Source organism: Bacillus sp. BP-3 (assembly GCF_028401955.1).
Classification (GTDB): Bacteria; Bacillota; Bacilli; order Bacillales; family Bacillaceae_G; genus Bacillus_A.
The window spans coordinates 311,808-335,962 of record NZ_JAQOTJ010000001.1; the positions used below are offsets into that span (position 1 = coordinate 311,808).

Annotated in this window: 23 protein-coding genes; 21 read left to right on the forward strand and 2 right to left on the reverse strand. The window is 38.0% G+C overall.

Features of this window, described 5'->3' with window-relative positions:
• Window positions 1–50: 50 nt before the first annotated feature.
• From PLX19_RS01645 to PLX19_RS01655, 3 genes are all read left to right on the forward strand, one after another.
• Complete coding sequence (locus PLX19_RS01645; protein WP_272186773.1) at window positions 51–650, forward strand: helix-hairpin-helix domain-containing protein; 600 nt, start codon at window positions 51–53, stop codon at window positions 648–650.
• A gap of 67 nt (window positions 651–717) precedes the next feature.
• Window positions 718–1,275: a ComE operon protein 2 gene (locus tag PLX19_RS01650; protein WP_272186774.1), complete on the forward strand. Its 558-nt coding sequence runs from the start codon at window positions 718–720 to the stop codon at window positions 1,273–1,275.
• A 19-nt stretch (window positions 1,276–1,294) separates the two neighbouring features.
• On the forward strand, window positions 1,295–3,652 hold the full coding sequence (locus PLX19_RS01655; RefSeq protein ID WP_272186775.1) for a DNA internalization-related competence protein ComEC/Rec2: 2,358 nt from the start codon (window positions 1,295–1,297) through the stop codon (window positions 3,650–3,652).
• Here PLX19_RS01655 and PLX19_RS01660 read toward each other — a convergent pair.
• Window positions 3,639–3,773: a YqzM family protein gene (locus tag PLX19_RS01660; protein WP_020062228.1), complete on the reverse strand. Its 135-nt coding sequence runs from the start codon at window positions 3,771–3,773 to the stop codon at window positions 3,639–3,641. The genes PLX19_RS01655 and PLX19_RS01660 overlap by 14 nt on opposite strands.
• Window positions 3,774–4,187: 414 nt before the next feature.
• Here PLX19_RS01660 and holA point away from each other — a divergent pair, with 414 nt between their 5' ends.
• A complete protein-coding gene (gene holA, locus PLX19_RS01665; protein ID WP_272186776.1) occupies window positions 4,188–5,201 on the forward strand; it encodes a DNA polymerase III subunit delta in 1,014 nt (337 codons plus the stop codon).
• An 81-nt stretch (window positions 5,202–5,282) separates the two neighbouring features.
• Here holA and rpsT read toward each other — a convergent pair whose 3' ends face one another.
• Complete coding sequence (gene rpsT / locus PLX19_RS01670; protein WP_020062230.1) at window positions 5,283–5,540, reverse strand: 30S ribosomal protein S20; 258 nt, start codon at window positions 5,538–5,540, stop codon at window positions 5,283–5,285.
• Between the two features lie 395 nt (window positions 5,541–5,935).
• Here rpsT and gpr point away from each other — a divergent pair, with 395 nt between their 5' ends.
• From gpr to PLX19_RS01755, 17 genes are all read left to right on the forward strand, one after another.
• Complete coding sequence (gene gpr, locus PLX19_RS01675) at window positions 5,936–7,039, forward strand: GPR endopeptidase (protein ID WP_272186777.1); 1,104 nt, start codon at window positions 5,936–5,938, stop codon at window positions 7,037–7,039.
• Window positions 7,040–7,060: 21 nt separating this feature from the next.
• Window positions 7,061–7,402, forward strand: a complete 342-nt coding sequence (locus PLX19_RS01680; RefSeq protein ID WP_272186778.1) for a DUF3679 domain-containing protein — start codon at window positions 7,061–7,063, stop codon at window positions 7,400–7,402.
• 210 nt (window positions 7,403–7,612) lie between these two features.
• A complete protein-coding gene (gene lepA, locus PLX19_RS01685; protein WP_272186779.1) occupies window positions 7,613–9,436 on the forward strand; it encodes an elongation factor 4 in 1,824 nt (607 codons plus the stop codon).
• 241 nt (window positions 9,437–9,677) lie between these two features.
• The gene (hemW, locus tag PLX19_RS01690; RefSeq protein ID WP_272186780.1) at window positions 9,678–10,817 is read left to right on the forward strand and encodes a radical SAM family heme chaperone HemW; all 1,140 of its coding nucleotides are present in this window, start codon (window positions 9,678–9,680) and stop codon (window positions 10,815–10,817) included.
• Window positions 10,818–11,039: 222 nt separating this feature from the next.
• The gene (hrcA, locus tag PLX19_RS01695) at window positions 11,040–12,071 is read left to right on the forward strand and encodes a heat-inducible transcriptional repressor HrcA (RefSeq protein WP_272186781.1); all 1,032 of its coding nucleotides are present in this window, start codon (window positions 11,040–11,042) and stop codon (window positions 12,069–12,071) included.
• A gap of 123 nt (window positions 12,072–12,194) precedes the next feature.
• Complete coding sequence (gene grpE, locus PLX19_RS01700; RefSeq protein ID WP_242222884.1) at window positions 12,195–12,761, forward strand: nucleotide exchange factor GrpE; 567 nt, start codon at window positions 12,195–12,197, stop codon at window positions 12,759–12,761.
• Between the two features lie 25 nt (window positions 12,762–12,786).
• Window positions 12,787–14,622, forward strand: a complete 1,836-nt coding sequence (dnaK, locus tag PLX19_RS01705) for a chaperone protein DnaK (RefSeq protein WP_272186782.1) — start codon at window positions 12,787–12,789, stop codon at window positions 14,620–14,622.
• Window positions 14,623–14,837: 215 nt separating this feature from the next.
• Window positions 14,838–15,941, forward strand: coding sequence for a molecular chaperone DnaJ (gene dnaJ / locus PLX19_RS01710; RefSeq protein ID WP_272186783.1), 1,104 nt, complete (start codon window positions 14,838–14,840; stop codon window positions 15,939–15,941).
• 28 nt (window positions 15,942–15,969) lie between these two features.
• Window positions 15,970–16,908, forward strand: a complete 939-nt coding sequence (gene prmA / locus PLX19_RS01715; protein ID WP_272186784.1) for a 50S ribosomal protein L11 methyltransferase — start codon at window positions 15,970–15,972, stop codon at window positions 16,906–16,908.
• 174 nt (window positions 16,909–17,082) lie between these two features.
• A complete protein-coding gene (locus PLX19_RS01720; RefSeq protein WP_272186785.1) occupies window positions 17,083–17,832 on the forward strand; it encodes a 16S rRNA (uracil(1498)-N(3))-methyltransferase in 750 nt (249 codons plus the stop codon).
• Between the two features lie 4 nt (window positions 17,833–17,836).
• Window positions 17,837–19,189 (forward strand): tRNA (N(6)-L-threonylcarbamoyladenosine(37)-C(2))-methylthiotransferase MtaB, encoded by a 1,353-nt coding sequence (mtaB, locus tag PLX19_RS01725; protein ID WP_272186786.1) that lies wholly within the window; start codon window positions 17,837–17,839, stop codon window positions 19,187–19,189.
• Between the two features lie 165 nt (window positions 19,190–19,354).
• Entirely contained in the window at window positions 19,355–20,020 is a 666-nt protein-coding gene (gene deoC, locus PLX19_RS01730) for a deoxyribose-phosphate aldolase (RefSeq protein WP_272186787.1), read from the forward strand.
• Window positions 20,021–20,581: 561 nt separating this feature from the next.
• Entirely contained in the window at window positions 20,582–20,755 is a 174-nt protein-coding gene (gene rpsU / locus PLX19_RS01735; RefSeq protein ID WP_020062243.1) for a 30S ribosomal protein S21, read from the forward strand.
• A 15-nt stretch (window positions 20,756–20,770) separates the two neighbouring features.
• Window positions 20,771–21,214 (forward strand): GatB/YqeY domain-containing protein, encoded by a 444-nt coding sequence (locus tag PLX19_RS01740; RefSeq protein ID WP_272186789.1) that lies wholly within the window; start codon window positions 20,771–20,773, stop codon window positions 21,212–21,214.
• A gap of 105 nt (window positions 21,215–21,319) precedes the next feature.
• Window positions 21,320–21,613 carry a sporulation protein YqfC gene (gene yqfC, locus PLX19_RS01745; RefSeq protein WP_272186790.1) on the forward strand — a complete coding sequence of 98 codons (294 nt, stop codon included), beginning with the start codon at window positions 21,320–21,322 and terminating at the stop codon, window positions 21,611–21,613.
• Window positions 21,614–21,788: 175 nt separating this feature from the next.
• Window positions 21,789–22,988 (forward strand): sporulation protein YqfD, encoded by a 1,200-nt coding sequence (yqfD, locus tag PLX19_RS01750; protein WP_272186792.1) that lies wholly within the window; start codon window positions 21,789–21,791, stop codon window positions 22,986–22,988.
• Window positions 22,989–22,995: 7 nt separating this feature from the next.
• The gene (locus PLX19_RS01755) at window positions 22,996–23,955 is read left to right on the forward strand and encodes a PhoH family protein (RefSeq protein ID WP_272186793.1); all 960 of its coding nucleotides are present in this window, start codon (window positions 22,996–22,998) and stop codon (window positions 23,953–23,955) included.
• Window positions 23,956–24,155 lie beyond the last annotated feature (200 nt).

Below are 24,155 nucleotides of genomic sequence, written 5' to 3' on the forward strand. Positions count from 1 at the left end.
CTAAACAATATGAAGTTTATATTGAATTTATGAATTAGAGGTGCAAAATGATGATGATGAATTTGCCCAGAAAGTGGCTCGTTTTGTTTGCGGTAATTTGTGTTGTCAGTATTTTATTTGTATGGCAAACAAAAGGAGGACAAGAACAATCGACAGTGAAAGTGGAAGCAAAATCGAAAATAGAAGAAAGAAAGGAGAAAACAAAGGTAACAGAATCTAAATTGCAGTCGAAAACGATTATTATTGATACGAAAGGAGCTGTGCATCGTGAAGGAGTATATGAATTACAAAGTGGAGCGCGGGTGAAAGATGCCGTTGAAAAGGCAGGAGGATTTTTACCAGAAGCAGATGTAACAAAAGTAAATTTAGCACAGCTTGTACAGGATCAAATGGTGATTTATGTGCCGAAAAAAGGAGAGCAAAATTCCACTGTGAATGAAGCACCTTTGTCAGAAGGGAAAATACAAATAAACACAGCGACAAAGGAACAGCTTGAAAAAATATCGGGCATTGGTCCTAGGAAAGCAGAAAATATTATCAAGTATCGTGAGCAGCATGGCCTCTTTCAAAAAGTAGAAGATTTATTAGAAGTCGATGGAATTGGTGAAAAATCACTGGAAAAAATGAAAGGTGAGATAATTGTTCATTAAATAAACATTGACGACTTTTTTCTTATTTCGCTACACTATAAACAGATTTTAAAAGTAGGTGAAGATAATGGAACGAGTTTCTTGGGATCAATATTTTATGACACAAAGTCATTTATTATCACTTCGCAGCACGTGCACAAGACTTGCGGTTGGCGCGACAATTGTGCGGGATAAACGTATTATTGCTGGGGGTTATAATGGGTCGATTGCCGGCGGTGTGCATTGTATAGATGAAGGCTGCTATGTCATTGATAATCATTGTGTGCGTACAATTCATGCTGAAATGAATGCGCTATTGCAATGCGCGAAATTTGGTGCGAAAACAGACGGAGCGGAAATTTATGTTACCCATTTTCCGTGTTTGCATTGCTGTAAAGCGATTATTCAAAGTGGTATTACAGCCGTGTATTACGCGCAAGATTATAAAAATCATCCGTATGCGCTTGAGTTATTTGAACAAGCAAATGTAAGGATAAAACATGTTCCTCTTGCATTTGACGTAACAACATTAGAAGAACAACAAAAAATGCGAGAGTTAAAACAGTTTTTGTCTTCGATACAAACTGATGAAATGACGTTAGAGCAGTTGCAACAAGTATTACTACAGGCAAAAAATATGGTGTAAACCGTGAGGTGAGTACGTGTTGCGCGGGCAATGGATTTGCGTTGCAATCTCAGTTATCTTTGGGGTTGCAACAGCTTATTCCTCTTTTACTATCGTCCCTTTTCTTATCTTTGGTTGTTATTGTGTAGTTTGTTTTTCACGTACCTCTCTTCGGATGCTCTCCTTGATTATCCTCGCGTTTGGTCTTACCTATGTATACGCGACTTATGTAGATGCGCAAAATGATTCGGTGCTTTCTTTTCGGGAAGCAGATGTAATAGGTACAATTCAAAGTACCCCGATTATAAATGGAAATCGTCTTTCTTTCCAGTTGCAAATGGACAATGATAAAACAGTTCAGTTGTTTTACAAAATTCCTTCTCGTGAATTAAAAGAAAAATTGAAACAGTTAACCCCTGGTATGTTGTGTACGTTTACTGGTACGTTGAAAGAACCACCATCTCCTCGCAATTTTTATGCGTTTGATTATAAGGATTATTTATATAAACAGCATATTCATGCCCTTTTTGAAGTGAAATCGCTTTCGAATTGTGTGCAAAAAGATATGTCGTTTGTTCATTGGTTATTTTCGATGCGACAAGCAACTGTTTCTTATATAGGAGAGACTTTTTCGGGGCAGTCAGCAGCTTTTATGAATGCTTTATTGTTTGGTGATCGTCAATATATGGCGTTTGAAGTAGAAGAACAGTATCAACAGTTTGGACTTGTTCATTTATTAGCGATATCAGGATCGCACATTGTCTTGTTAACTGCAATATGTTATTTTGTATCCCTTCGAATTGGTATGACGCGTGAAAGCACAACGATGCTTCTGCTTGTTTGTATTCCGTTATATACGTTTTGTGCAGGGGCTTCACCATCTATTGTTCGGGCATCTATAGCAGCTGTTATTGTGTTTGGAGCTCTTACGCGAGCAGTGAGAGTGTCCGGGATGGATGCTTTAAGTATGACAGTAATAATTATGCTTTTTTATGATCCGTATGTATTGTTTGACATTGGGTTTCAATTTTCATTTGTTGGAAGTTTTTCTCTTTTATTATCTTCATCACGTTTGTTGGCTAATGAAAATGGTATAGTGAAAAATTCTATATACCTTTCCGTTATTTCTCAATTGACAAGTATACCTATTTTACTTTATCACTTCGGTTATGTATCTCCTTACAGTATCCTTCTTAATATGATTTATGTCCCGTTTTTATCTTTACTTGTTTTACCGGTTTGTATCGTCATTCTTGTATGTCTTATATGTCTTCCTATTGTGTCTCAATGGTTAGCAGATTTGTTGTCCCTATGTATAAACGTATCGAATATAATGCTGAAAATGTGCGAAGCCTTACCGTTTGTACGCCTTATCTTTGGACAAACCCAGCCATTTCTCGTTGCTTTATATTGTATAAGTATTGTAACCGTTCTTTTATCATGGGAAGGGCTAATGTGGAGAAAATATCGCCTACTGTTTCTATCGAGTTTTTTTCTCCTTAGTACATGCCACTATGCCTTTCCGTTTGTAAATGCAAACGGAAGTGTTACTTATATTGATGTCGGACAAGGGGATGCTATTTTGATTCGCCTTCCATATAATCAGGGGACGTACTTAATCGATACTGGTGGAACACTTCCGGTAAAGAAAGAAGAATGGCAGCAGAAAAAACATGAATTTTCTGTTGGGCATGATATTCTCGTTCCTTTTTTACAAAAAGAGGGTGTGAGAATGATTGATAAATTAATTGTGACACATGGAGATATGGATCACATGGGAGCAGTGCAAGAGGTAATACAATCTATTGCGGTAAAAGAAGTAGTGTTAGGGAAGAAAATAAAATTCTCTTTGCTTGAACAACAAATACAGCAGTTTGCTATGCAAAAGAATGTGCCTGTTCGAATTGTAGAAAAGGGAGATAGCTGGAAGGCGGGAGAGACGGTGTTTTCAGTATTATCACCAGAAGGAGAGGAAAAAGAAGATAATAATCAATCTATTGTACTTTGGACAAAAATAGGGGGATTAACATGGTTGTTTACGGGTGATTTAGAAGAAGCTGGTGAGAAGCGCCTTATACAATGGTATCCAGAGCTGCATGCAGACGTTTTAAAGGTTGGGCATCACGGAAGTAAAACGTCATCTTCAGGGCAGTTTTTAGATGCTGTTCAGCCGAAAAAAGCCATTATTTCTATTGGAGAAAAAAATCGTTATGGACATCCGCATATTGAAGTGTTAGAGCGTTTAAAGGAACGTGGAATTGAAGTGTGGAGAACTGATGAACAAGGGGCGATTTCTTATGTTTTTCGAGGCGATGCGGGAACATTTCACAGTAAGTTAACATATGATGAAACACAGAAAAAAAGAAGACTGCCACATGCAGCCTTTAAGAACCGATAAATTTAACGACTGTTGCGATGATAAATAAGGTGGTAAAAAATCCGAATGAAACGATAAAGCCTACCCCTGAGTCGACAGCGTCATTACGCTTACTTTGAACGTTTTTTTCAAATTCATTCATCTCTGAATCCCTCCCAACATTCCACTATAGTATAAAATATTGTCAGAAAAAAATCTACAATTTATCCAGTTATTCGTAACTCGTAATCTTGCTATTGATTTAAAATTCTAAATATTTAACTTTGATAGTTGGTAAAGTCTCTTTTCAAGATTTTGAGCGGTGGGATAATTCCGATTCAAGCTTGATTGGTTCAATGCTTTTCCAAGTGTGCTAACAGTTGTCATTCATAACTCGCAAGGAAGGTGCAAACAATAAAATTAAGGTGGTCACCGTTATGAAATAAGGTTCCCGGGGCTTATTTTGTAACGTTTTATATAGATCAAGGAACGGGTGGCTGCCTGTTCCTTTGGACTTGTAAAACAGCAGTTGTCACATTACTATAAGTATATAAAGTGTTAGGGAGTAGGAAATGACATGAGTGATATACATAAAAAAATAAAGAAAAAGCAATTTGCTTCGTTATACTTGTTATATGGAACAGAGGCATATTTTATAAATGAAACACTTCGGCTTTTGACATCAGAAGCGTTAGCTGAGGAGGATCGTGAGTTTAATGTCGTTACGTATGACTTGGAAGAATCATATATAGAGGAAGTTGTTGAGGACGCAAGGACGCTTCCTTTTTTTGGAGAACGTAAAATTATCGTTGTAAAATCACCGTTGTTTTTAACATCACAAAAAGCCAAAATTGAGCAAAACGTCAAAGTGCTAGAAGAATATATTGCTGAACCTTCGCCATTTTCGATCCTTGTGTTTATTGCTCCGTTTGAAAAATTGGACGAGCGTAAAAAAGTTACGAAGCTCTTGAAAAAAACAGCGGATGTAGTAGAAGCAAATGCTATGCAAGTGCAAGATGTACGTAAATGGATTATAAGCCGTACGGAAGAAATGCATATTCAAATAGAAGAAGCGGCAGTTAGTTTGTTATTAGAGTTTGTTGGAAGTAATGTAACGATGCTTGCTAAGGAAATGGATAAACTAACATTATATGTGGGAACAGGCGGTGAAATTACGGCAAAGCTTGTCGCAGAACTCGTTCCAAAGTCTGTTGAACAAAATGTATTTTCTTTAACAGAAAAGGTAGTAAAAAAAGATATTGCAGGTGCGATGCGTATTTTAGAAGGGTTATTCACACAACAAGAAGAACCGATTAAACTGCTTGCGCTTCTTGTGAGTCAATTTCGTTTATTATATCAAGTGAAAGAACTTCAGCAGCGTGGTTATGGGCAAAATCAAATTGCATCTCACATCGGTGTACATCCGTATCGTGTGAAGCTGGCTATGAATCAAACAAATTTTTTCTCGTTTGAAGCGTTAAAACGAGTGATTCACGAACTTGCTGAGGCAGATTACAATATGAAGACAGGAAGAATGGATAAACGTCTTGTGCTAGAATTTTTTCTTATGCGTTTAAATCATATTGGATAGTGGAAAAATGTTCATGTAAACATCTGCATGAACATTTTTTTGTAAATAAAAAACGACCCATACGGATCGTTTTTAAACGCCTTACGCGTTTACTTGTTTCGCTAAGCGAGATTTTTGACGAGATGCAACGTTTTGGTGGATAAGACCTTTACGAGCTGCTTTGTCAAGTTTTTTAGAAGCTACTTTGTATGCTTCTTTTGCTGTTTCAAGATCGTTATTGTTAACTAAAGCTTCTACAGTTTTAACAGCTGTACGCATGTCAGACTTGATAGAAGCGTTATGTGCACGACGCTCTTCACTAAGTTTAGCACGTTTGATAGCAGATTTAATGTTTGCCATATATTTCACCTCCCTGGTGCAATCGAGTGACTCGATTCTTACATAGAACAAGTGATATTCTATCAAACGGAGAAGAGAATTGCAATAGTGAGATCGATGAAATTTCAATATAGGAAAAGAATGTCTGAAAATAAATTGGGGAATTCTATATAAATCCAAATTAAAAAAACGGCATAAAACCTTCCTCTTTTTAGTTGGTCGAGAGCATCTGACCATGCATAGAAGCGGTCAAGTCCTTTTTCTGCCACGTGCAAAATTCAAACAAAGGGAGCAAGAAAGTAGCAGATTCCTTTGTTTCTGCACAGCAGCAATCTATATGTCGAAAATTTGTGGGGGATGAAGAAAACTCTCGCTGATGGAAGTTTCATTTTAATATGAATAGTGGAGGAGATTGTATGAGTGAACCGCTTGATTTAAGTAAATATGGGATTCGAACAGATCTTGCATTAGAAGCCCACCAAATGCTGCAAGAGAAGCAAGAAGAAAAAACAGCGATTCAAGGTGTAATTGTAAAAGAGCGCGAAGAAGAAGGGATTACAATTACAAAGGTGACAATCGATGAAAGTGCCGCTCCGACGATGGGAAAGAAACCAGGGAATTATTTAACTTTAGAAGTGCAAGGAATTCGTCAGCAAGATACAGCGCTGCAACAAAAAGTAGAAGGGATTTTTGCAAAGGAATTTTCGCACTTTCTAAAAGAAATTGGAATAAGTGAAGAAGCAAGTTGCTTAATTGTTGGTCTAGGTAATTGGAATGTAACGCCGGATGCTTTAGGTCCAATTGTTGTAGAGAATGTCCTTGTTACGCGCCATTTATTTCAGCTGCAGCCGGAAAGTGTTGAGGAAGGGTTTCGGCCTGTCAGTGCAATTAGGCCGGGGGTTATGGGGATTACAGGTATTGAAACGAGCGATATGATTTATGGTGTCATTGAAAAGACGAAACCAGATTTTGTAATTGCGATTGATGCGCTTGCTGCTCGTTCTATTGAACGAGTAAATAGTACCATCCAAATTTCAGATACTGGTATTCATCCTGGTTCTGGTGTTGGGAATAAACGAAAAGAATTGAGTAAGGATACGCTAGGTATACCGGTGATTGCAATTGGCGTTCCGACCGTTGTAGATGCAGTTTCAATTACAAGTGACACAATTGATTTTATCTTAAAGCATTTTGGGCGTGAGATGCGTGAGGGTGTAAAACCATCTCGTTCTTTACTCCCAGCCGGTTTTACATTTGGTGAAAAGAAGAAGCTGACAGAAGAAGATATGCCAGATGAAAAAAGCCGCACTATGTTTTTGGGAGCGGTTGGTACGCTAGAAGAAGAAGAGAAGAGAAAGCTAATTTATGAAGTGCTAGCCCCACTAGGACATAATTTAATGGTAACACCTAAAGAAGTGGATGCGTTTATTGAAGATATGGCGAATTTAATTGCGAGTGGCTTGAACGCAGCTCTTCATCATCAAGTTGATCAAGACAACACAGGGGCATATACGCATTGATTGGAAAAGGAGAAATAAGAAGTGGGGCAGTTTACACGCAAATGCATCATTGTCGTTGTGAGTGCATTTTTTATAACGTTAGCCGGGATGCAAGTTGCCAACAGTGGATTGAAACGAATGAAGGGCTATAATAATCCCACATATGAGCAAATTGCTCACATAACAGGAACAAACTACGGGGATATAGAAAAAATAATTCCTGGAAATGCATTTTCCGTTGAAGAAAAACAAGCGCAACTAGAAAAATTAAAAAGCTTTAATATGTTCGAAAGTATGGGAAGAGGATTGACTTCTTTGGTGCAAAATGTTATTCGTAGCATAACATGTACCATAGTTGATAAAATAAAAGGTGTATTTCATTAATTTAAAGTATAAAAAAGCGGCTATCTTACGTACGAGTAAGATAGCTTTTTGGATTTTTAGGAAAGGTTTGTCTATTGTTTACAAATTGCATATGATAATAGTAAGAGTACTTGCTTATATCGTAACACCAGTTTTCATTGAATCTTTTTCCTTGTATTGATATAATCAGTGCTAGTGTATATTGGCGAGATTAGTAGGAGTGATAAATAGATGAACAAAGAAGAAAGAGCAAAAAGGCAGTCTAAAATTCGTAACTTTTCCATTATTGCTCACATTGACCATGGGAAGTCCACGTTGGCAGACCGTATTTTGGAGAAAACAAATGCGTTAGCACAACGCGAGATGAAAGCACAGTTGCTTGACTCCATGGATTTAGAGCGTGAGCGCGGGATTACAATTAAATTAAATGCAGTCCAATTAACGTATAAAGCGAAAGATGGAGAAGAATATATTCTTCACTTAATTGATACACCAGGACACGTCGACTTTACGTATGAAGTATCTCGTAGTTTAGCGGCTTGTGAAGGTGCGATCCTTGTTGTGGATGCGGCGCAAGGAATTGAGGCTCAAACATTAGCAAACGTATATTTAGCACTTGATAATAACTTAGAAATTTTACCGGTTATTAACAAGATTGACTTACCAAGCGCTGATCCAGAACGTGTTCGTCAAGAGGTAGAAGATGTAATTGGATTAGATGCGTCTGAAGCGGTTCTTGCTTCTGCAAAAGCGGGTATTGGTATTGAGGAGATTTTAGAGCAAATCGTTGAAAAAGTACCAGCTCCAGCAGGTGATTCGGAAGAACCATTACAATGTATGATTTTCGACTCTTTATATGATCCATATCGCGGTGTAATTGCTTATATCCGTGTTGTAAATGGAACGGTAAAAGTTGGCGATAAAGTACGCATGATGGCAACGGGTAAAGAGTTTGAAGTAACAGAAGTTGGTGTATTCACACCGAAAACAACACAACGTAAAGAGTTAACAGTAGGTGATGTAGGGTTCTTAGCAGCATCGATTAAAAATGTTGGCGACACGCGTGTAGGTGATACGATTACGCATGCAAAACGTCCAGCAGCAGAACCTTTGCCGGGGTATCGTAAATTAAACCCAATGGTATTCTGTGGTTTATATCCAATTGATTCGGCACGTTATAATGATTTACGTGATGCATTAGAAAAGTTAGAATTAAATGACTCTGCTCTTGAATTTGAACCAGAAACGTCTCAAGCACTTGGATTTGGTTTCCGCTGTGGATTTTTAGGCTTACTTCATATGGAAATTATTCAAGAACGTATTGAACGTGAATTTAAAATTGATTTAATTACAACAGCACCAAGTGTTATTTATAAAGTATATTTAACAAACGGTGAAGACATGATAGTTGATAACCCATCTAACATGCCAGATCCGCAATCTATTGATCGTGTAGAAGAACCGTATGTAAAAGCATCTATTATGGTTCCAAACGATTATGTTGGAGCAGTTATGGAAATTTGCCAAGGAAAACGCGGAACATTTATTGATATGCAATATTTAGATGAAACACGCGTTACTTTGACATACGAAATTCCGCTTTCTGAAATCGTATATGATTTCTTCGATCAATTAAAGTCGAATACGAAAGGATATGCATCCTTTGATTACGAGTTAATTGGCTATAAACCATCTAAGCTTGTGAAGATGGATATTTTATTGAATGGTGAGCAAGTTGATGCACTATCCTTTATTGTGCATCGTGATTCAGCATATGACCGCGGAAAAGTGATTGTAGAAAAGTTAAAAGAGTTAATTCCAAGACAACAGTTTGAAGTGCCTATACAAGCGACAATCGGAAATAAAGTTGTGGCGCGTTCTACAATTAAAGCGATGCGTAAAAACGTATTAGCGAAATGTTACGGCGGTGACATTTCTCGTAAACGTAAACTTCTTGAAAAACAAAAAGAAGGTAAGAAGCGTATGAAGTCTGTTGGTTCTGTAGAAGTACCACAAGAGGCATTCATGGCTGTACTGAAAATGGATGATAACTAATAAAAAGAAGCCGTACAAACGGCTTCTTTTTATTTAGGGAGCAGAAATCAAAGTATTTAAAGTTTTGGTTAATATTTAGACATCTTTGTATCTCTCCTTTACAATAGTGATGAAGCTTTTGATTGTAAGAAGAAAAGTTATTTGGGGAAGAATGCGAATAGATAAAGTTCGCATAGGATTACAGAAGTAAATAAACCTCCGAAATGCGGAGGTTTTCTTTTTAGAAAGGTAGGAACAGAATTTGATACAAGCTGCATATATTCATATTCCGTTTTGTCAGCATATTTGTCACTATTGTGATTTTAATAAAGTGTTTATTGAACGTCAGCCAGTTGAACAATACTTGCAATATTTAGAGAAAGAAATTGTGAATACAATCAACAAAACGTCTTTTAAAGAAATGAAAACGATTTTTGTTGGTGGAGGAACGCCAACAGCGCTAAATATGGAACAGACAAAGCAATTGCTAGACATTATTAATCGTCGTTTACGTCCGTTTGCGCCAAATTGTGAACTAACTTTTGAAGCGAATCCAGGAGATTTACCAAAAGAGAAATTAAATCTTCTACTAGAAGGCGGTGTAAACCGGATTAGTTTTGGTGTTCAAACATTTCGTGATGAATTATTGGAAAAGATTGGACGCAGGCATACGAGAGAAGATGCGTTTATAGCGATTCGTGAGGCGAAGGAAATAGGTTTTGCAAATATTAATGTTGATTTAATTTATGCATTGCCGGGTCAAACGATAGAAGATGTGAAAGAAACGTTAGAGATTGCATTTACACTTGGGGTTCAACATTTCTCTGCGTATTCTTTAATTGTTGAACCGAAAACGGTCTTTTATAATTTAATGAACAAAGGAAAGTTGAGACTTCCAGGTGAAGACAGTGAAGCTAAAATGTATGAAATTGTGATGGATGCCATGGAAAAGCATGGTTACCAGCAGTATGAAATTAGTAATTTTTCGAAAGAGGGCTATGAAAGTAGACATAACCTCACTTATTGGAATAATGAAGAATACTACGGTTTCGGAGCGGGTGCTCATAGTTACGTAAATGGCGAGCGGATTCAAAATGTAGGTCCACTAAAGCAATATTTTACGAAAATTGATGAGACAGGTTTGCCCTATTTAGATGTTCATACAGTAACGACACAAGAAAAAATGGAAGAAGAGTTATTTTTAGGGCTTCGAAAAACAGCAGGTGTTTCAAAAGTAGAATTTAGCAAAAAATTCGGCGTAGAGATGAACGACATCTTTGCAAAACAATTACGTTATAATAAAGAACATGAATTGCTTCAAGAAACAAACACTCATGTCTGTTTAACAAGAAAAGGGAAGTTATTAGGAAATGAAGTCTTTCAATCATTCTTGGTGGATTAAACGCTGTATCGGGCTCAAACAGACGGTACATAGAGGTAAATCGAGAAGAGAAACCGTCTGTTTGAGCCCGATTGGCAGGGCTAATTAGTAGCAAAAAAAAACGCTGCTAAAAGTTTCACCTTATCTCATCACGTTTCCGTTGACAATTCAATAGCAACTTTGGTAAGTTAGTAATAGATTTAGCACTCGAAACATAAGAGTGCTAACAGAGGTGATGATGAAATGCTTACGGAACGTCAGCTCTTAATTTTACAGACGATAATTGACGATTTTATCGGATCAGCACAACCTGTTGGATCAAGAACATTATCTAAGAAAGAAGTAATTACATTTAGCTCAGCAACAATTCGAAATGAAATGGCTGACTTAGAAGAATTAGGGTTTATTGAAAAAACACATAGTTCTTCAGGGCGCGTTCCTTCTGAAAAAGGGTATCGCTTTTATGTAGATCATCTTCTTGCACCGCAACATTTGCCTAGTGAAGATGTTGTACAAATTAAAGACTTGTTCGCTCAAAGAGTTTTTGAAGCAGAAAAGCTTGCGCAGCAATCCGCGCAAATCTTGTCAGAACTCACGAGTTATACGGCAATTGTTCTTGGGCCAAAAGTTAGTGCGAATAAGCTGAGAAATGTACAAATTCTTCCACTTGGTCATCAAACAGCGGTTGCAATTATTGTAACTGATACAGGACATGTGCAAAGTAAAACCATCACAGTTCCAGAATCTGTTGATTTGCAAGATTTGGAAAAAATGGTTAACATTTTGAATGACAAGTTGTCTGGTGTACCGATTTCAGAACTGCATAATAAAATCTTTAAAGAAATTGTAATGGTTTTGCGTCAGTACGTTCATAATTATGATAGTGTCATGAAGATGTTAGACGGTACATTCCAATTTCCGTTATCTGAAAAAGTATATTTTGGTGGAAAAACAAATATGCTTGCGCAGCCAGAATTCCATGATATTCAAAAGGTCCGATCATTACTCAATATGATTGAAAATGAAGATGCTTTTTATGACATCTTAAAGAGTAAACAAATTGGCATTCAAGTGAAAATTGGCCGTGAGAATTCTTCTGCTGCAATGGAAAATTGTAGTTTAATTTCTGCGACATACTCAATTGGAGATGAGCAGCTCGGAACAATTGCGATTTTAGGACCGACAAGAATGCAATATTCTCGTGTTATTAGTTTGTTGCAATTGTTTACAAAACAATTTACAGATGGCCTCAACGGTTTGTATAAACCGAAATAATAAGAAACTTTCATTTGTAGCGGAGATATCTCCCGCTGCTGATGATTAGTTGAATATAAGAAATTAGATGGCTTGGTTCGTGCTGATTTGTGCCTGCCCTGCCTTTTTAAGGAGGTGAAAGTTGTGGAAGAGCGTAATGAACAAGTGGTAGAAGAAGTAAAAGAAGCGCAAACAGAAGAAGCTGTAGCACCAGAAAATAGCGAAGAAACTGTTGAAGAAAAAAGTGAAGCTGCTCTTTTACAAGAAAAAGTAGATGAATTACAAGCGAAATTGACGGAAACGGAAGGTCGCATGCTTCGTCTACAAGCTGATTTTGAAAACCATAAGCGCCGCGTTCAACTAGATAAGCAAGCGGCTGAAAAATATAGATCACAAAGCCTTGTGTCAGATATTTTGCCGGCTCTTGATAATTTTGAAAGAGCAATGCAAGTAGAAGCAAATGATGAGCAGATGAAATCTTTATTACAAGGGATGGAAATGGTATATCGTCAGTTGCAAGAGGCGCTAGTAAAAGAAGGTGTTGAAGCGATTGAAGCTGTTGGAAAGCAGTTTGATCCACATGAACATCAAGCTGTTATGCAAGTAGAAGACAGTGAATTTGAATCAAATGCGGTTGTGGAGGAATTCCAAAAAGGCTATAAGCTAAAAGATCGTGTGATTCGACCATCAATGGTAAAAGTAAATCAATAATTACATAAATGTAGGAGGTTTCCCCATGAGTAAAATCATCGGTATTGACTTAGGTACAACAAACTCTTGTGTAGCTGTTATGGAAGGCGGAGAGCCAAAAGTTATTCCAAATCCAGAAGGTAACCGTACAACTCCTTCTGTTGTAGCTTTCAAAAATGAAGAGCGTCAAGTAGGGGAAGTAGCGAAGCGTCAAGCGATTACGAACCCAAATACAATCATGTCTGTTAAACGTCATATGGGTACAGATTACAAAGTAGAAGTTGAAGGTAAAAACTATACACCTCAAGAAATTTCTGCAATCATTTTACAAAACTTAAAAGCTTCTGCTGAAGCATACTTAGGTGAAACAGTAACAAAAGCTGTTATCACAGTACCAGCATATTTTAACGATGCAGAACGCCAAGCGACAAAAGACGCTGGCCGTATTGCTGGTTTAGAAGTAGAACGTATTATTAACGAGCCAACAGCAGCTGCACTTGCTTACGGTTTAGAAAAACAAGACGAAGAGCAAAAAATTCTAGTATATGACTTAGGTGGCGGTACATTCGACGTATCTATCCTTGAATTAGCAGATGGAACATTTGAAGTTATTTCAACTGCTGGTGACAACCGTCTTGGTGGTGACGACTTTGACCAAGTTATTATCGATCATTTAGTAGCTGAATTCAAAAAAGAAAACAATATTGACTTAAGTCAAGACAAAATGGCACTTCAACGTTTGAAAGACGCTGCTGAAAAAGCGAAAAAAGATCTTTCTGGTGTAACACAAACACAAATTTCATTACCGTTCATTAGTGCTGGAGCTGCTGGTCCATTACACTTAGAATTAAACTTAACAAGAGCGAAATTCGAAGAGCTTTCAGCTAACCTTGTTGAAAGAACACTAGAACCAACTCGTCGTGCGTTAAAAGACGCTGGTCTTTCTGCAAGCGAGTTAGACAAAGTAATTCTTGTTGGTGGTTCTACTCGTATCCCAGCTGTACAAGAAGCGATTAAACGTGAAACTGGTAAAGAGCCATATAAAGGAGTAAACCCTGATGAAGTTGTAGCTTTAGGAGCTGCAGTTCAAGGCGGCGTACTTACAGGTGATGTAAAAGGCGTTCTATTATTAGACGTGACTCCACTTTCTTTAGGTATCGAAACTATGGGTGGCGTATTCACAAAATTAATTGAGCGTAATACAACAATTCCGACAAGTAAGTCACAAGTATTCTCAACTGCGGCTGATAACCAACCTGCAGTTGACATTCACGTACTACAAGGTGAGCGTCCAATGTCAGCGGACAACAAAACACTAGGTCGCTTCCAATTAACAGATATTCCACCAGCACCACGTGGTATCCCGCAAATCGAAGTAACATTTGATATTGATGCGAACGGTATCGTTAATGTACGTGCGAAAGACTTAGGAACAAGTAAAGAACAAGCAATTACAATCCAATCTTCTTCAGGTCTTTCTGATGAAGAGGTAGATCGTATGGTAAAAGAAGCAGAAGCAAATGCTGATGCTGATCAAAAACGTAAAGAAGAAGTTGAACTTCGTAACGAAGCTGACCAACTTGTATTCCAAACAGATAAAGTTGTAAAAGATTTAGAAGGCAAAGTAGATGCATCTGAAGTAGCGAAGGCAACAGAAGCGAAAGATGCATTACAAGCGGCAATCGAGAAAAATGATCTTGATGAAATTCGTGCGAAAAAAGATGCACTTCAGGAAATCGTACAACAATTAACTGTAAAATTATATGAGCAAGCTCAAGCTGCTGCAGGAGCACAGCAAGCAGAAGGCGCACAAGACAATGCGGGCGCGAAAAACGACAATGTAGTCGATGCTGAGTTTGAAGAAGTTAAAGAAGATAAGTAATAAAATAAGTAAGATGACAAAAAGTCAAAGTCAAGCGTGCCTTGGCTTTGGCTTTTTTCACGAGTGAAGAAAAGACTGAGGGTACGCGAAGACTTTCGCGTGGGAGTCCAATGTTTTTCTTTTTGCATACTGTAAGTGAGGAAACAGTGTTGCAAAGCACTTTCTTTCGATGTTAAAATTACGTTTATGTGAAAGGATTCGGGGGTTGCAAACTTATGAATAAACGAGATTACTATGAGGTGCTCGGCGTTAGCAAGGGTGCTTCAAAAGATGAGATTAAAAAAGCATATCGTCGTTTGGCGAAAAAGTATCATCCAGATGTAAGTACTGAAGAAAATGCAATTGAAAAGTTTAAAGAAGTGCAAGAAGCATATGAAGTATTAAGTGATGATTCAAAACGTGCGCAGTACGATCAATTTGGTCATGCTAATCCAAATCAAGGATTTGGCGGAGGCGACTTTGGTGGTGGCTTTGGCTTTGAAGACATCTTCAGTTCATTCTTTGGTGGTGGAGGCGGTAGACGTCGTGATCCAAATGCACCGCGTCAAGGGGCAGACCTTCAATATCAAGTTACTTTAAATTTTGAAGAAGCAATTTCTGGTAAGGAAATGGATATTGAAATTCCTGCTGAAGATCCTTGTAATACATGTAACGGTAGCGGAGCAAAACCTGGAACTTCTAAGGATACATGTTCACATTGTTCTGGAACAGGTCAAGTTAGCGTGGAGCAAAACACACCATTTGGTCGTATTGTGAATCGTCAAACTTGTAGACACTGCTCTGGAGCAGGTCAAATTATTAAAGAGAAATGTACAACATGTCATGGATCTGGAAAAGTACGCAAACGCAAAAAAATTAATGTTAAAATTCCAGCAGGTATTGATAACGGTCAACAAATTCGCGTTACTGGTAAAGGGGAAGCTGGCATCAACGGCGGCCCGGCAGGAGATCTATATGTAGTTGTTCGTGTGAAAGATCACGAATTCTTCCATCGCGAAGGTGATGATATTATTTGCGAAATGCCATTCACATTTGCGCAAGTAGCACTTGGGGATGAAGTGGAAGTTCCGACTGTGCAGGGGAAAGTGAAATTGAAAATCCCAGCAGGAACACAAACAGGAACAGAATTCCGTTTAAAAGGAAAAGGTGCGCCAAATGTACGCGGCTATGGGCAGGGTGATCAATACGTAGTGGTACGTGTTGTTACACCAACGAAATTAACATCGCACCAAAAAGATTTATTAAAAGAATTTACAGGTCAAGAGGATAAAGATGATAGCCTATTTGGAAAGCTTAAGCGAGCTTTTAAAGGGGAATAATGGAAATAAAAAATGGAGTTGGTAAATTGTGAAATGGTCAGAAATTAGTATTCATACAGCAGAGGAAGCAGTAGAAGCAATCTCGCATATTTTACACGAAGCAGGTGCAAGTGGTGTTGCGATTGAAGATCCTGCGGAATTAACGAAAGAGCGTGAACAACAATTTGGCGAGATTTATGCATTAAATCCAGCTGAATATCCAGCGGAAGGTGTACTTGTAAAAGCGTATTTCCCAAAGAATGATGCCCTGCAAGAAACAATTACAAATGTAAAATCATCCATTGATTTGCTACCTTCTTATGGAATCGAGATTGGAGCAGCAACTGTATCTGTTAATGAAGTAGATGAAGAGGATTGGGCTACTGCTTGGAAAAAATATTACCATCCGGTGAAAATTTCTGATACATTTACAATTGTGCCAACATGGGAAGAGTATACGCCTTCCTCACCTGAAGAAAAAATTATCGAATTAGATCCAGGAATGGCATTTGGTACGGGAACGCATCCGACAACAACGATGTGCATCCGCGCTTTGGAGAAAACTGTTCAACCGGGAGATACTGTCATTGACGTTGGAACGGGTTCTGGTGTATTAAGTATTGCTGCAGCTAAATTAGGTGCTGCTTCTGTTCAAGCATACGACTTAGATCCGGTTGCAGTAGAGAGTGCGGAAATGAATGTACGATTAAATCATACAGAAAATGTTGTAACTGTTGGACAAAACAGCTTACTAGAGGGCATTGAAGGGCCTGTAGATTTAATTGTTGCAAATTTACTAGCGGAAATTATTTTACTATTCCCAGAAGATGCAGCGAAAGTTGTGAAGCAAGGTGGATTGTTCATAACATCTGGTATTATTGCTGCAAAAGAAAAAATTGTAACAGAAGCGTTAGTGAATGCTGGTTTTACAGTAGAAGAAGTGTTAACGATGGAAGATTGGGTAGCAATTATTGCACGTAGAGGATAAGCTAAAGTTTTCCTAATCAAGTGTTTATTACCCGTTTGTACGGGAGATGTAAGCGGAAAGTCTCTCGCTGAAAGCAGTGAGGGACTTACCGTTTGTTTCGTCCAAATTATACCGTTTGGCTCTTTTCGTAAGCATTTGTTTACGAAAAGAGCTAAACTTTACTAAGGTGATAAAATGCAACGTTATTTTGTAGAAGAACAAAATGTAAATGAAATGGCGATTCGTATTGTAGGAGATGATGTGCATCACATCGGAAGAGTAATGCGTATGACGCCTGGTGATCGAATTTATTGTTGTACAAATGGGAAGACGGCAATTTGTACAATTGCTGAAATTACCAATGAATTTGTAAATGCGACTATTGTAGAATGGGTAGAGATGTCAACTGAGCTACCTGTTTTTGTGACAATTGCAAGCGGATTGCCTAAAGGAGATAAGCTTGAGTTGATTTTACAAAAAGGAACTGAGCTTGGAGCAACGGCCTTTTTACCGTTCCAAGCATCGCGATCTATTGTGAAATGGGATGCGAAAAAAGCTGGAAAAAAGGTAGAGCGTTTTAATAAAATTGTCAAAGAGGCAGCTGAGCAGTCTCATCGCAGTAAGATTCCGACTGTGTATGCACCTGTTTCTTTTAAAGAGCTTCTTGCGATGAGTAAAGAATATGATAGCTGCCTTGTTGCGTATGAAGAGGAAGCGAAACAAGGTGAAAAATCAAACTTCGCTAAGGCTTTAACAAAATTAATGCCAGGACAAAAGGTGCTTATTGTATTTGGACCAGAAGGTGGTTTAACGGAAGAAGAAGTATCTTCTCTTTCTGAGCATGCTTTTGTACCTTGTAGTTTAGGACCAAGAATATTGCGGACAGAAACAGCGCCTTTATACGCGCTAAGTGCCGCTTCTTATCATTTTGAATTAATGGGGTGAGTATATGGCAACTGTTGCGTTTCATACGTTAGGTTGTAAAGTAAACCACTACGAGACAGAAGCAATTTGGCAACTGTTTAAACAAGGTGGTTATGAGCGAACTGAATTTGAAAAAACAGCTGATGTGTATGTAATTAATACATGTACTGTAACAAATACAGGGGATAAAAAAAGCCGTCAAGTTATTCGTCGTGCCGTTCGTCAAAATCCTGATGCGGTAATTTGTGTAACGGGATGTTATGCACAAACATCTCCAGCGGAAATTATGGCAATTCCAGGTGTAGATATTGTAGTAGGAACGCAAGACCGTGAGAAAATGCTTGGCTATATTGAAGAGTACCGGAATGAGCGTCAGCCAATTAATGCTGTACGTAACATTATGAAAACGCGTGTATACGAAGAGCTAGACGTACCATATTTTACAGATCGTACGCGTGCATCTTTAAAAATTCAAGAAGGATGTAACAACTTCTGTACGTTCTGTATTATTCCATGGGCTCGTGGTTTAATGCGCTCTCGTGATGGGAAAGAAGTTATTCGCCAAGCGCAGCAATTAGTAGATGCTGGCTATAAAGAAATCGTCTTAACAGGTATTCATACAGGTGGATACGGTGAAGATATGAAGGATTATAATTTAGCTGGACTACTTCGAGATATGGAAGCGCAAGTAGAAGGGTTAAAACGCCTTCGCATTTCTTCTATTGAAGCAAGTCAAATTACAGACGAAGTAATTGAAGTGTTGCGCGATTCTAAAGTTGTTGTCCGTCATTTACACATTCCGCTTCAATCTGGATCTAATACAGTATTGAAACGTATGCGTCGTAAATATACAATGGAGTTTTTCCAAGAGCGTTTAGACCGCTTAAAAGAAGCGTTGCCAGGACTTGCAATTACATCTGATGTTATCGTCGGTTTCCCTGGTGAAACAGAAGAAGAATTCATGGAAACGTTCAATTTCATTAAAGATAATCGTTTCTCTGAACTTCATGTATTCCCATACTCAAAACGTACAGGAACACCAGCAGCACGTATGGATGATCAAGTACTAGAAGAAATTAAGAATGAGCGCGTACACCGCTTAATTGCATTATCAGATCAATTAGCGAAAGAATATGCATCACAGTTTGAAGGTGAAGTACTTGAAATTATTCCAGAAGAATCATTTAAAGAAGCTGATCGTGAAGGGTTATTTGTAGGATATACAGATAATTACTTAAAAGTTGTCTTTGAAGGTTCTGAGGAATTAATTGGTAAATTAATTAAAGTAAAAATTACGAAAGCTGGTTATCCTTACAATGAAGCACAATTTGTTCGTGTGCTAGAAAATGCATCGCCAAAAGAATCAGCAAGCGCGTAACAGAAAAGCATGCAAACAGTTTTGTTTGTATGCTTTTTTATTTGCTGGAGAAGTTAAAATATGAAAACGCTATACGTTATGATATAATGCTGAAGATTAAGGTTGTCAGACAATCGGTGAGCAAAAAATTCACTACGTATAAGTTGAGGAAGGGGCAATTTTAAAATGAACTATGCAAAGTTAATTGATCATACGGCATTAAAACCAGATACAAAAAAGGAAGCAATCGTAACTTTATGTCAAGAGGCAAAACAACATGATTTTGCTTCTGTATGTGTAAATCCAACGTGGATTGAAACGGCAGCAGAATTGCTAAAAGGGACAGATGTAAAAGTTTGTACAGTAATTGGTTTCCCTCTTGGAGCAAATACACCAGAAACAAAAGCATTTGAAACAACAGATGCGATTGCAAAAGGTGCAACAGAGGTTGATATGGTAATTAACATCGGTGCGTTAAAAGATAAAAATGATGCGTTAGTAGAGCGTGATGTTCGCGCTGTTGTAGAGGCAGCAAAAGGAAAAGCGCTTGTGAAAATAATTATTGAAACATGCTTACTTACAGAAGAAGAAAAAGTTCGTGCTTGTGAATTGTCTGTAAAAGCAGGCGTTGATTTCGTAAAAACATCAACAGGATTTTCAACAGGCGGTGCAACAGTAGAAGATGTTGCGTTGATGAGAAAAACGGTAGGACCAAATATCGGTGTAAAAGCATCAGGAGGGGTTCGTGACGAAAAAGGCATGGATGCAATGATCGAAGCAGGTGCAACGCGCATCGGTACAAGCTCTGGTGTAGCGCTAGTAAGTGGGAAAACAGCAACAACTGATTATTAATTTAAAAGCGGAAGCCGCTCGTATAGAACATGAGGACGTTGGAACTCTTGACGTAGAGGCGCTATTTGCCTCGTAGGAAAGAGTGAAGCGACCGATTGTTCTAGCGGCTGCAGCTGGATAAAATAAAAGCGGAAGCCGACTGTTTAGCCCTGTCGGCTAAGGTTATTTCACGTAGAAGGTGCTCTTTACCTTCTCGCGTGGAAGGTTCTTAGACGTGAGGGGGCTAGGAGGCGCAGCTGGATAAAAAATAAAAGCGGAAGCCGACTGTTTAGTCCTGTTGGCTAAGGTTATTTGACACGAAAAACTAGAGATATTGTATCCAGATGATGAAAAGTAGAAGTAAACATTTTGGTAAAATAGTGTTGCATTGATATAGAAAAATATATCAAAAATGTACGTTTCATGAAAAAAGAAGAGCAAGTGCTCTTCTTTTCTTTTATCAGATAGTTGACCTAAAAGTATAAAATGTATTATAATCGTAAAAGACATGCTGAGAAAGTGTTTACTTTTTGCATGCTGAAATTAGGATGTAAGTGGATGTTTCGGAGGGAGGGAAAGAGAATGTCAAAAACAGTCGTTCGTAAAAACGAGTCTTTGGAGGATGCACTTCGCCGTTTTAAAAGATCAACTTCTAAAGCTGGTACGCTTGCTGAAGCAAGAAAACGCGAGTTCTATGAAAAGCCAAGTGTAAAACGTAAGAAGAAATCTGAAGCGGCAAGAAAGCGTAAATTCTAAGAGAGGGTGTAATTTATGAGTCTTCTCGGTCGTTTAAACGATGATATGAAACAAGCGATGAAGAATAAAGAAAAAAATAAATTAACCGTTATTCGTATGGTTAAGGCTGCTTTACAAAATGAAGAAATTAAACTACAGAACCCTCTTACAGAAGAAGAGGAACTAACAGTTTTAACTCGTGAAGTAAAACAGTATAAAGACTCCCTCCTTGAGTTTGAAAAAGCGGGTCGTGAAGACCTTGTCGATAAACTGAAAAGCGAAATTCAGATTTTAGAAACATATTTGCCAGAGCAATTGACAGAAGAAGAATTGCTTGCTGTTATTCAGCAATCTATCTCTGAAGTTGGTGCAGCTTCTAAAGCTGATATGGGCAAAGTGATGGGTGCTGTTTTGCCGAAAGTAAAAGGTAAAGCAGATGGCTCACAAGTAAATAGGCTTGTTTCACAACTATTAGCATAAAAAAGCGTCTCATTATAATGAGACGCTTTTTTATGTTTTTTTTCGAATTGGACGTGATATTACAAGCTTTTTTTTCATACATATGGGATGAGAGGGGGGTCTTCGATGAGAAAGTTGCAGCAAATGAAAAATTGGATTACGAAGCAGATAGACCTACCTGCAGATGTATTCATGGATCTGCCGAGAATTACACTTGTTGGGCAGGTGCATATTTATATAGAAAATCATCGTGGATTATTGGTATTTAGTGATAAAGAGGTACGACTTTTATTAAAACAAGGGCAATTATTAATAAAAGGAGATTCATTTGTAATTAAGACAATTCTGCCAGAAGAGCTTTTACTTGAAGGAACCATTGAGCAAGTCTTATTTTTAGAAGATGAAAAAGAAGGGAAATAAAATGGAATTGTTATTCGTGTGAGGGCGTATGGAACAAATCAGGGGCAAGTGGTTAGGGAATATTTAGTTCTTAGTCCTCCTACTACTGACTGTATAAGCGGAGTAAAGTCATAGAGGTGGTGCGCAGATCTCTTAAGGGGCTGCGCCTTTTTTAGAAAGCTGATGGAGGCGAGCTATGAAAAATAAGTGGTTTACAAAATGGATTGGGTATGTAAAAGTGCGAATTCAAGGAAGAGGAGCAGAACGGTTTATTAACGAATGTGTACGAAGAGATATCCTAGTTTGGGACGTCAAGAAAGTTGCAGATGATACAATTGTATTCTGTATATTGCTTCGAGATGTGAAACGATTACGCCCGATTTACCGTAAAAATGAATGCAATCTATATTTTATTGGACGTTACGGAGTTCCGTTTTGGAATAAGCGCTTACTTCGAAATAGTGGTTTTCTTATTGGCTTTCTCTTATTTTTCTTAAGTGTCATTGCCTTATCAAATATGGTATGGAAAATAGAGATCACAGGGGCGAAGCCAGAGACGGAATATATCATGATGAAAGAATTAGATAAAATGGGTATTAAAAAAGGGAAGCTTCAATTTCAAATGCCGAGTGTAGAAAATATACAGCGCTATTTGACTGATAATATTAACGCCATTACATGGGTTGGTTTGGACGTAAAAGGAACGACGTATCATTTTAAAATAGTTGAAAAAAATGAGCCGAAAAAAGACGAAGAACAGGTGCCGCAACATTTAGTCGCCAAAAAAGAAGCGATTGTTACAAAAATGTTTGTAGAGATAGGAAAACCAATAGTTATGAAAAATGATTATGTGCAAAAAGGACAACTTCTTGTGTCAGGAATGTATGGGAAAGAAGAGAGTCCTACAATTGTTTCAGCTAAAGGTGTTGTATTTGGTGAAACTTGGTACAAGTCTGAAGTGGAAGTACCTCTAAAAACGAAATTTCAAGTTTATACAGGGGATTCGTACAAAGAACATTATCTTATTTTTGGAAACATGAAAATAAAAATATGGGGATTTCAGCATGATAAGTATAAGCAGTCTAAAGCTGAGACAGTAAGACATGATGTGAAATTGCTTGGTTTTACACTGCCGATTGCTTATGAGAAAGCGATTGTACGTGAAGAGGAAGAAGCAAACCGTGAATATACAGAAAAACAGGCAATGACGGTGGCGGAGGAAATGGGGCAAAAAGAATTAAAGAAAAAATTGGATGAACGTGCTATGATTATAGGGAAGAAAGTTTTGCATAAACAGGTTGAGAATGGAAATTTAAAATTATTGATGCATTATACAGTGATTGAGAATATTGCAGAGGCTCAACCGATATCTGAATCCGATATTCAAGGAGATTGAGTAATTAATGGCTGAACAATTAGTAGAGATGAATCAACAATTGGAAAACCATAATGAAGCAATTGCTTTGTTTGGAGTAAATGATGCACATTTAAAGATAATTGAGAATGAACTTGAGGTATCGATTGTTACGAGAGGTGAATCTGTTCGTGTTTCCGGAACGAATGAAGCGGTAGCTCTTGTTGAAGGGATATTACAACAACTTCTAGTTGTTATTCGTAAGGGTATATCGATTTCTGAGCGTGATGTAGCCTATGCGATTCAACTTGGACGTCAAGGGAACCTGGCTCATTTTGAAAAGTTATATGAAGAGGAGATTTTTAAAACAGCAAAAGGTAAGTCTATCCGTGTGAAAACAATGGGACAAAGGCAATATATTTATGCCATTAAGAAAAATGACATTGTATTTGGCATGGGACCGGCGGGTACTGGTAAAACATATTTAGCTGTAGTAATGGCTGTTCGAACATTAAAAAATGGTTATGTGAAAAAAATTATTTTAACAAGACCTGCTGTGGAAGCTGGAGAAAGTCTCGGGTTTTTACCTGGGGATTTGAAAGAAAAGGTGGATCCATATTTACGACCTCTTTATGATGCTCTTCATGATGTGCTTGGACAAGAGCATACGCAAAGAATGATGGAACGCGGTATCATTGAAGTAGCTCCGTTAGCGTACATGAGAGGGCGTACACTCGATGACGCATTTGTGATTTTAGATGAGGCGCAAAATACAACGGGTGCACAAATTAAAATGTTTTTAACACGCCTTGGATTTGGCTCAAAAATGGTTGTAACGGGAGACCCATCTCAGATTGATTTGCCAAAAGGTGTGAAATCAGGTCTCTCTATTGCAGCAAATGTGTTAGACCGTGTGTCTGGTCTTTCGTTTATTAAACTTGAGCAGTCAGATGTTGTTCGTCACCCACTCGTACAGCGTATTATTGAAGCATATGATAAAATGGAATGATCCTGCTTGTAAGGATCATTTCTTTTTATCCAGAATGGAAGTCTCACTGTATCTCGCTCAAACGGTTGGTAGCAGCAGAACAAAGAAGTAAGAACAAACCGACTGTAAGAGCCCGATTGGCTCAACTAACCTTCAAGAGAAGAGCACTCTAGAAGGAAGTTTCACTGCATATTTTTTATAGATATTGTGAACAGGTTGGC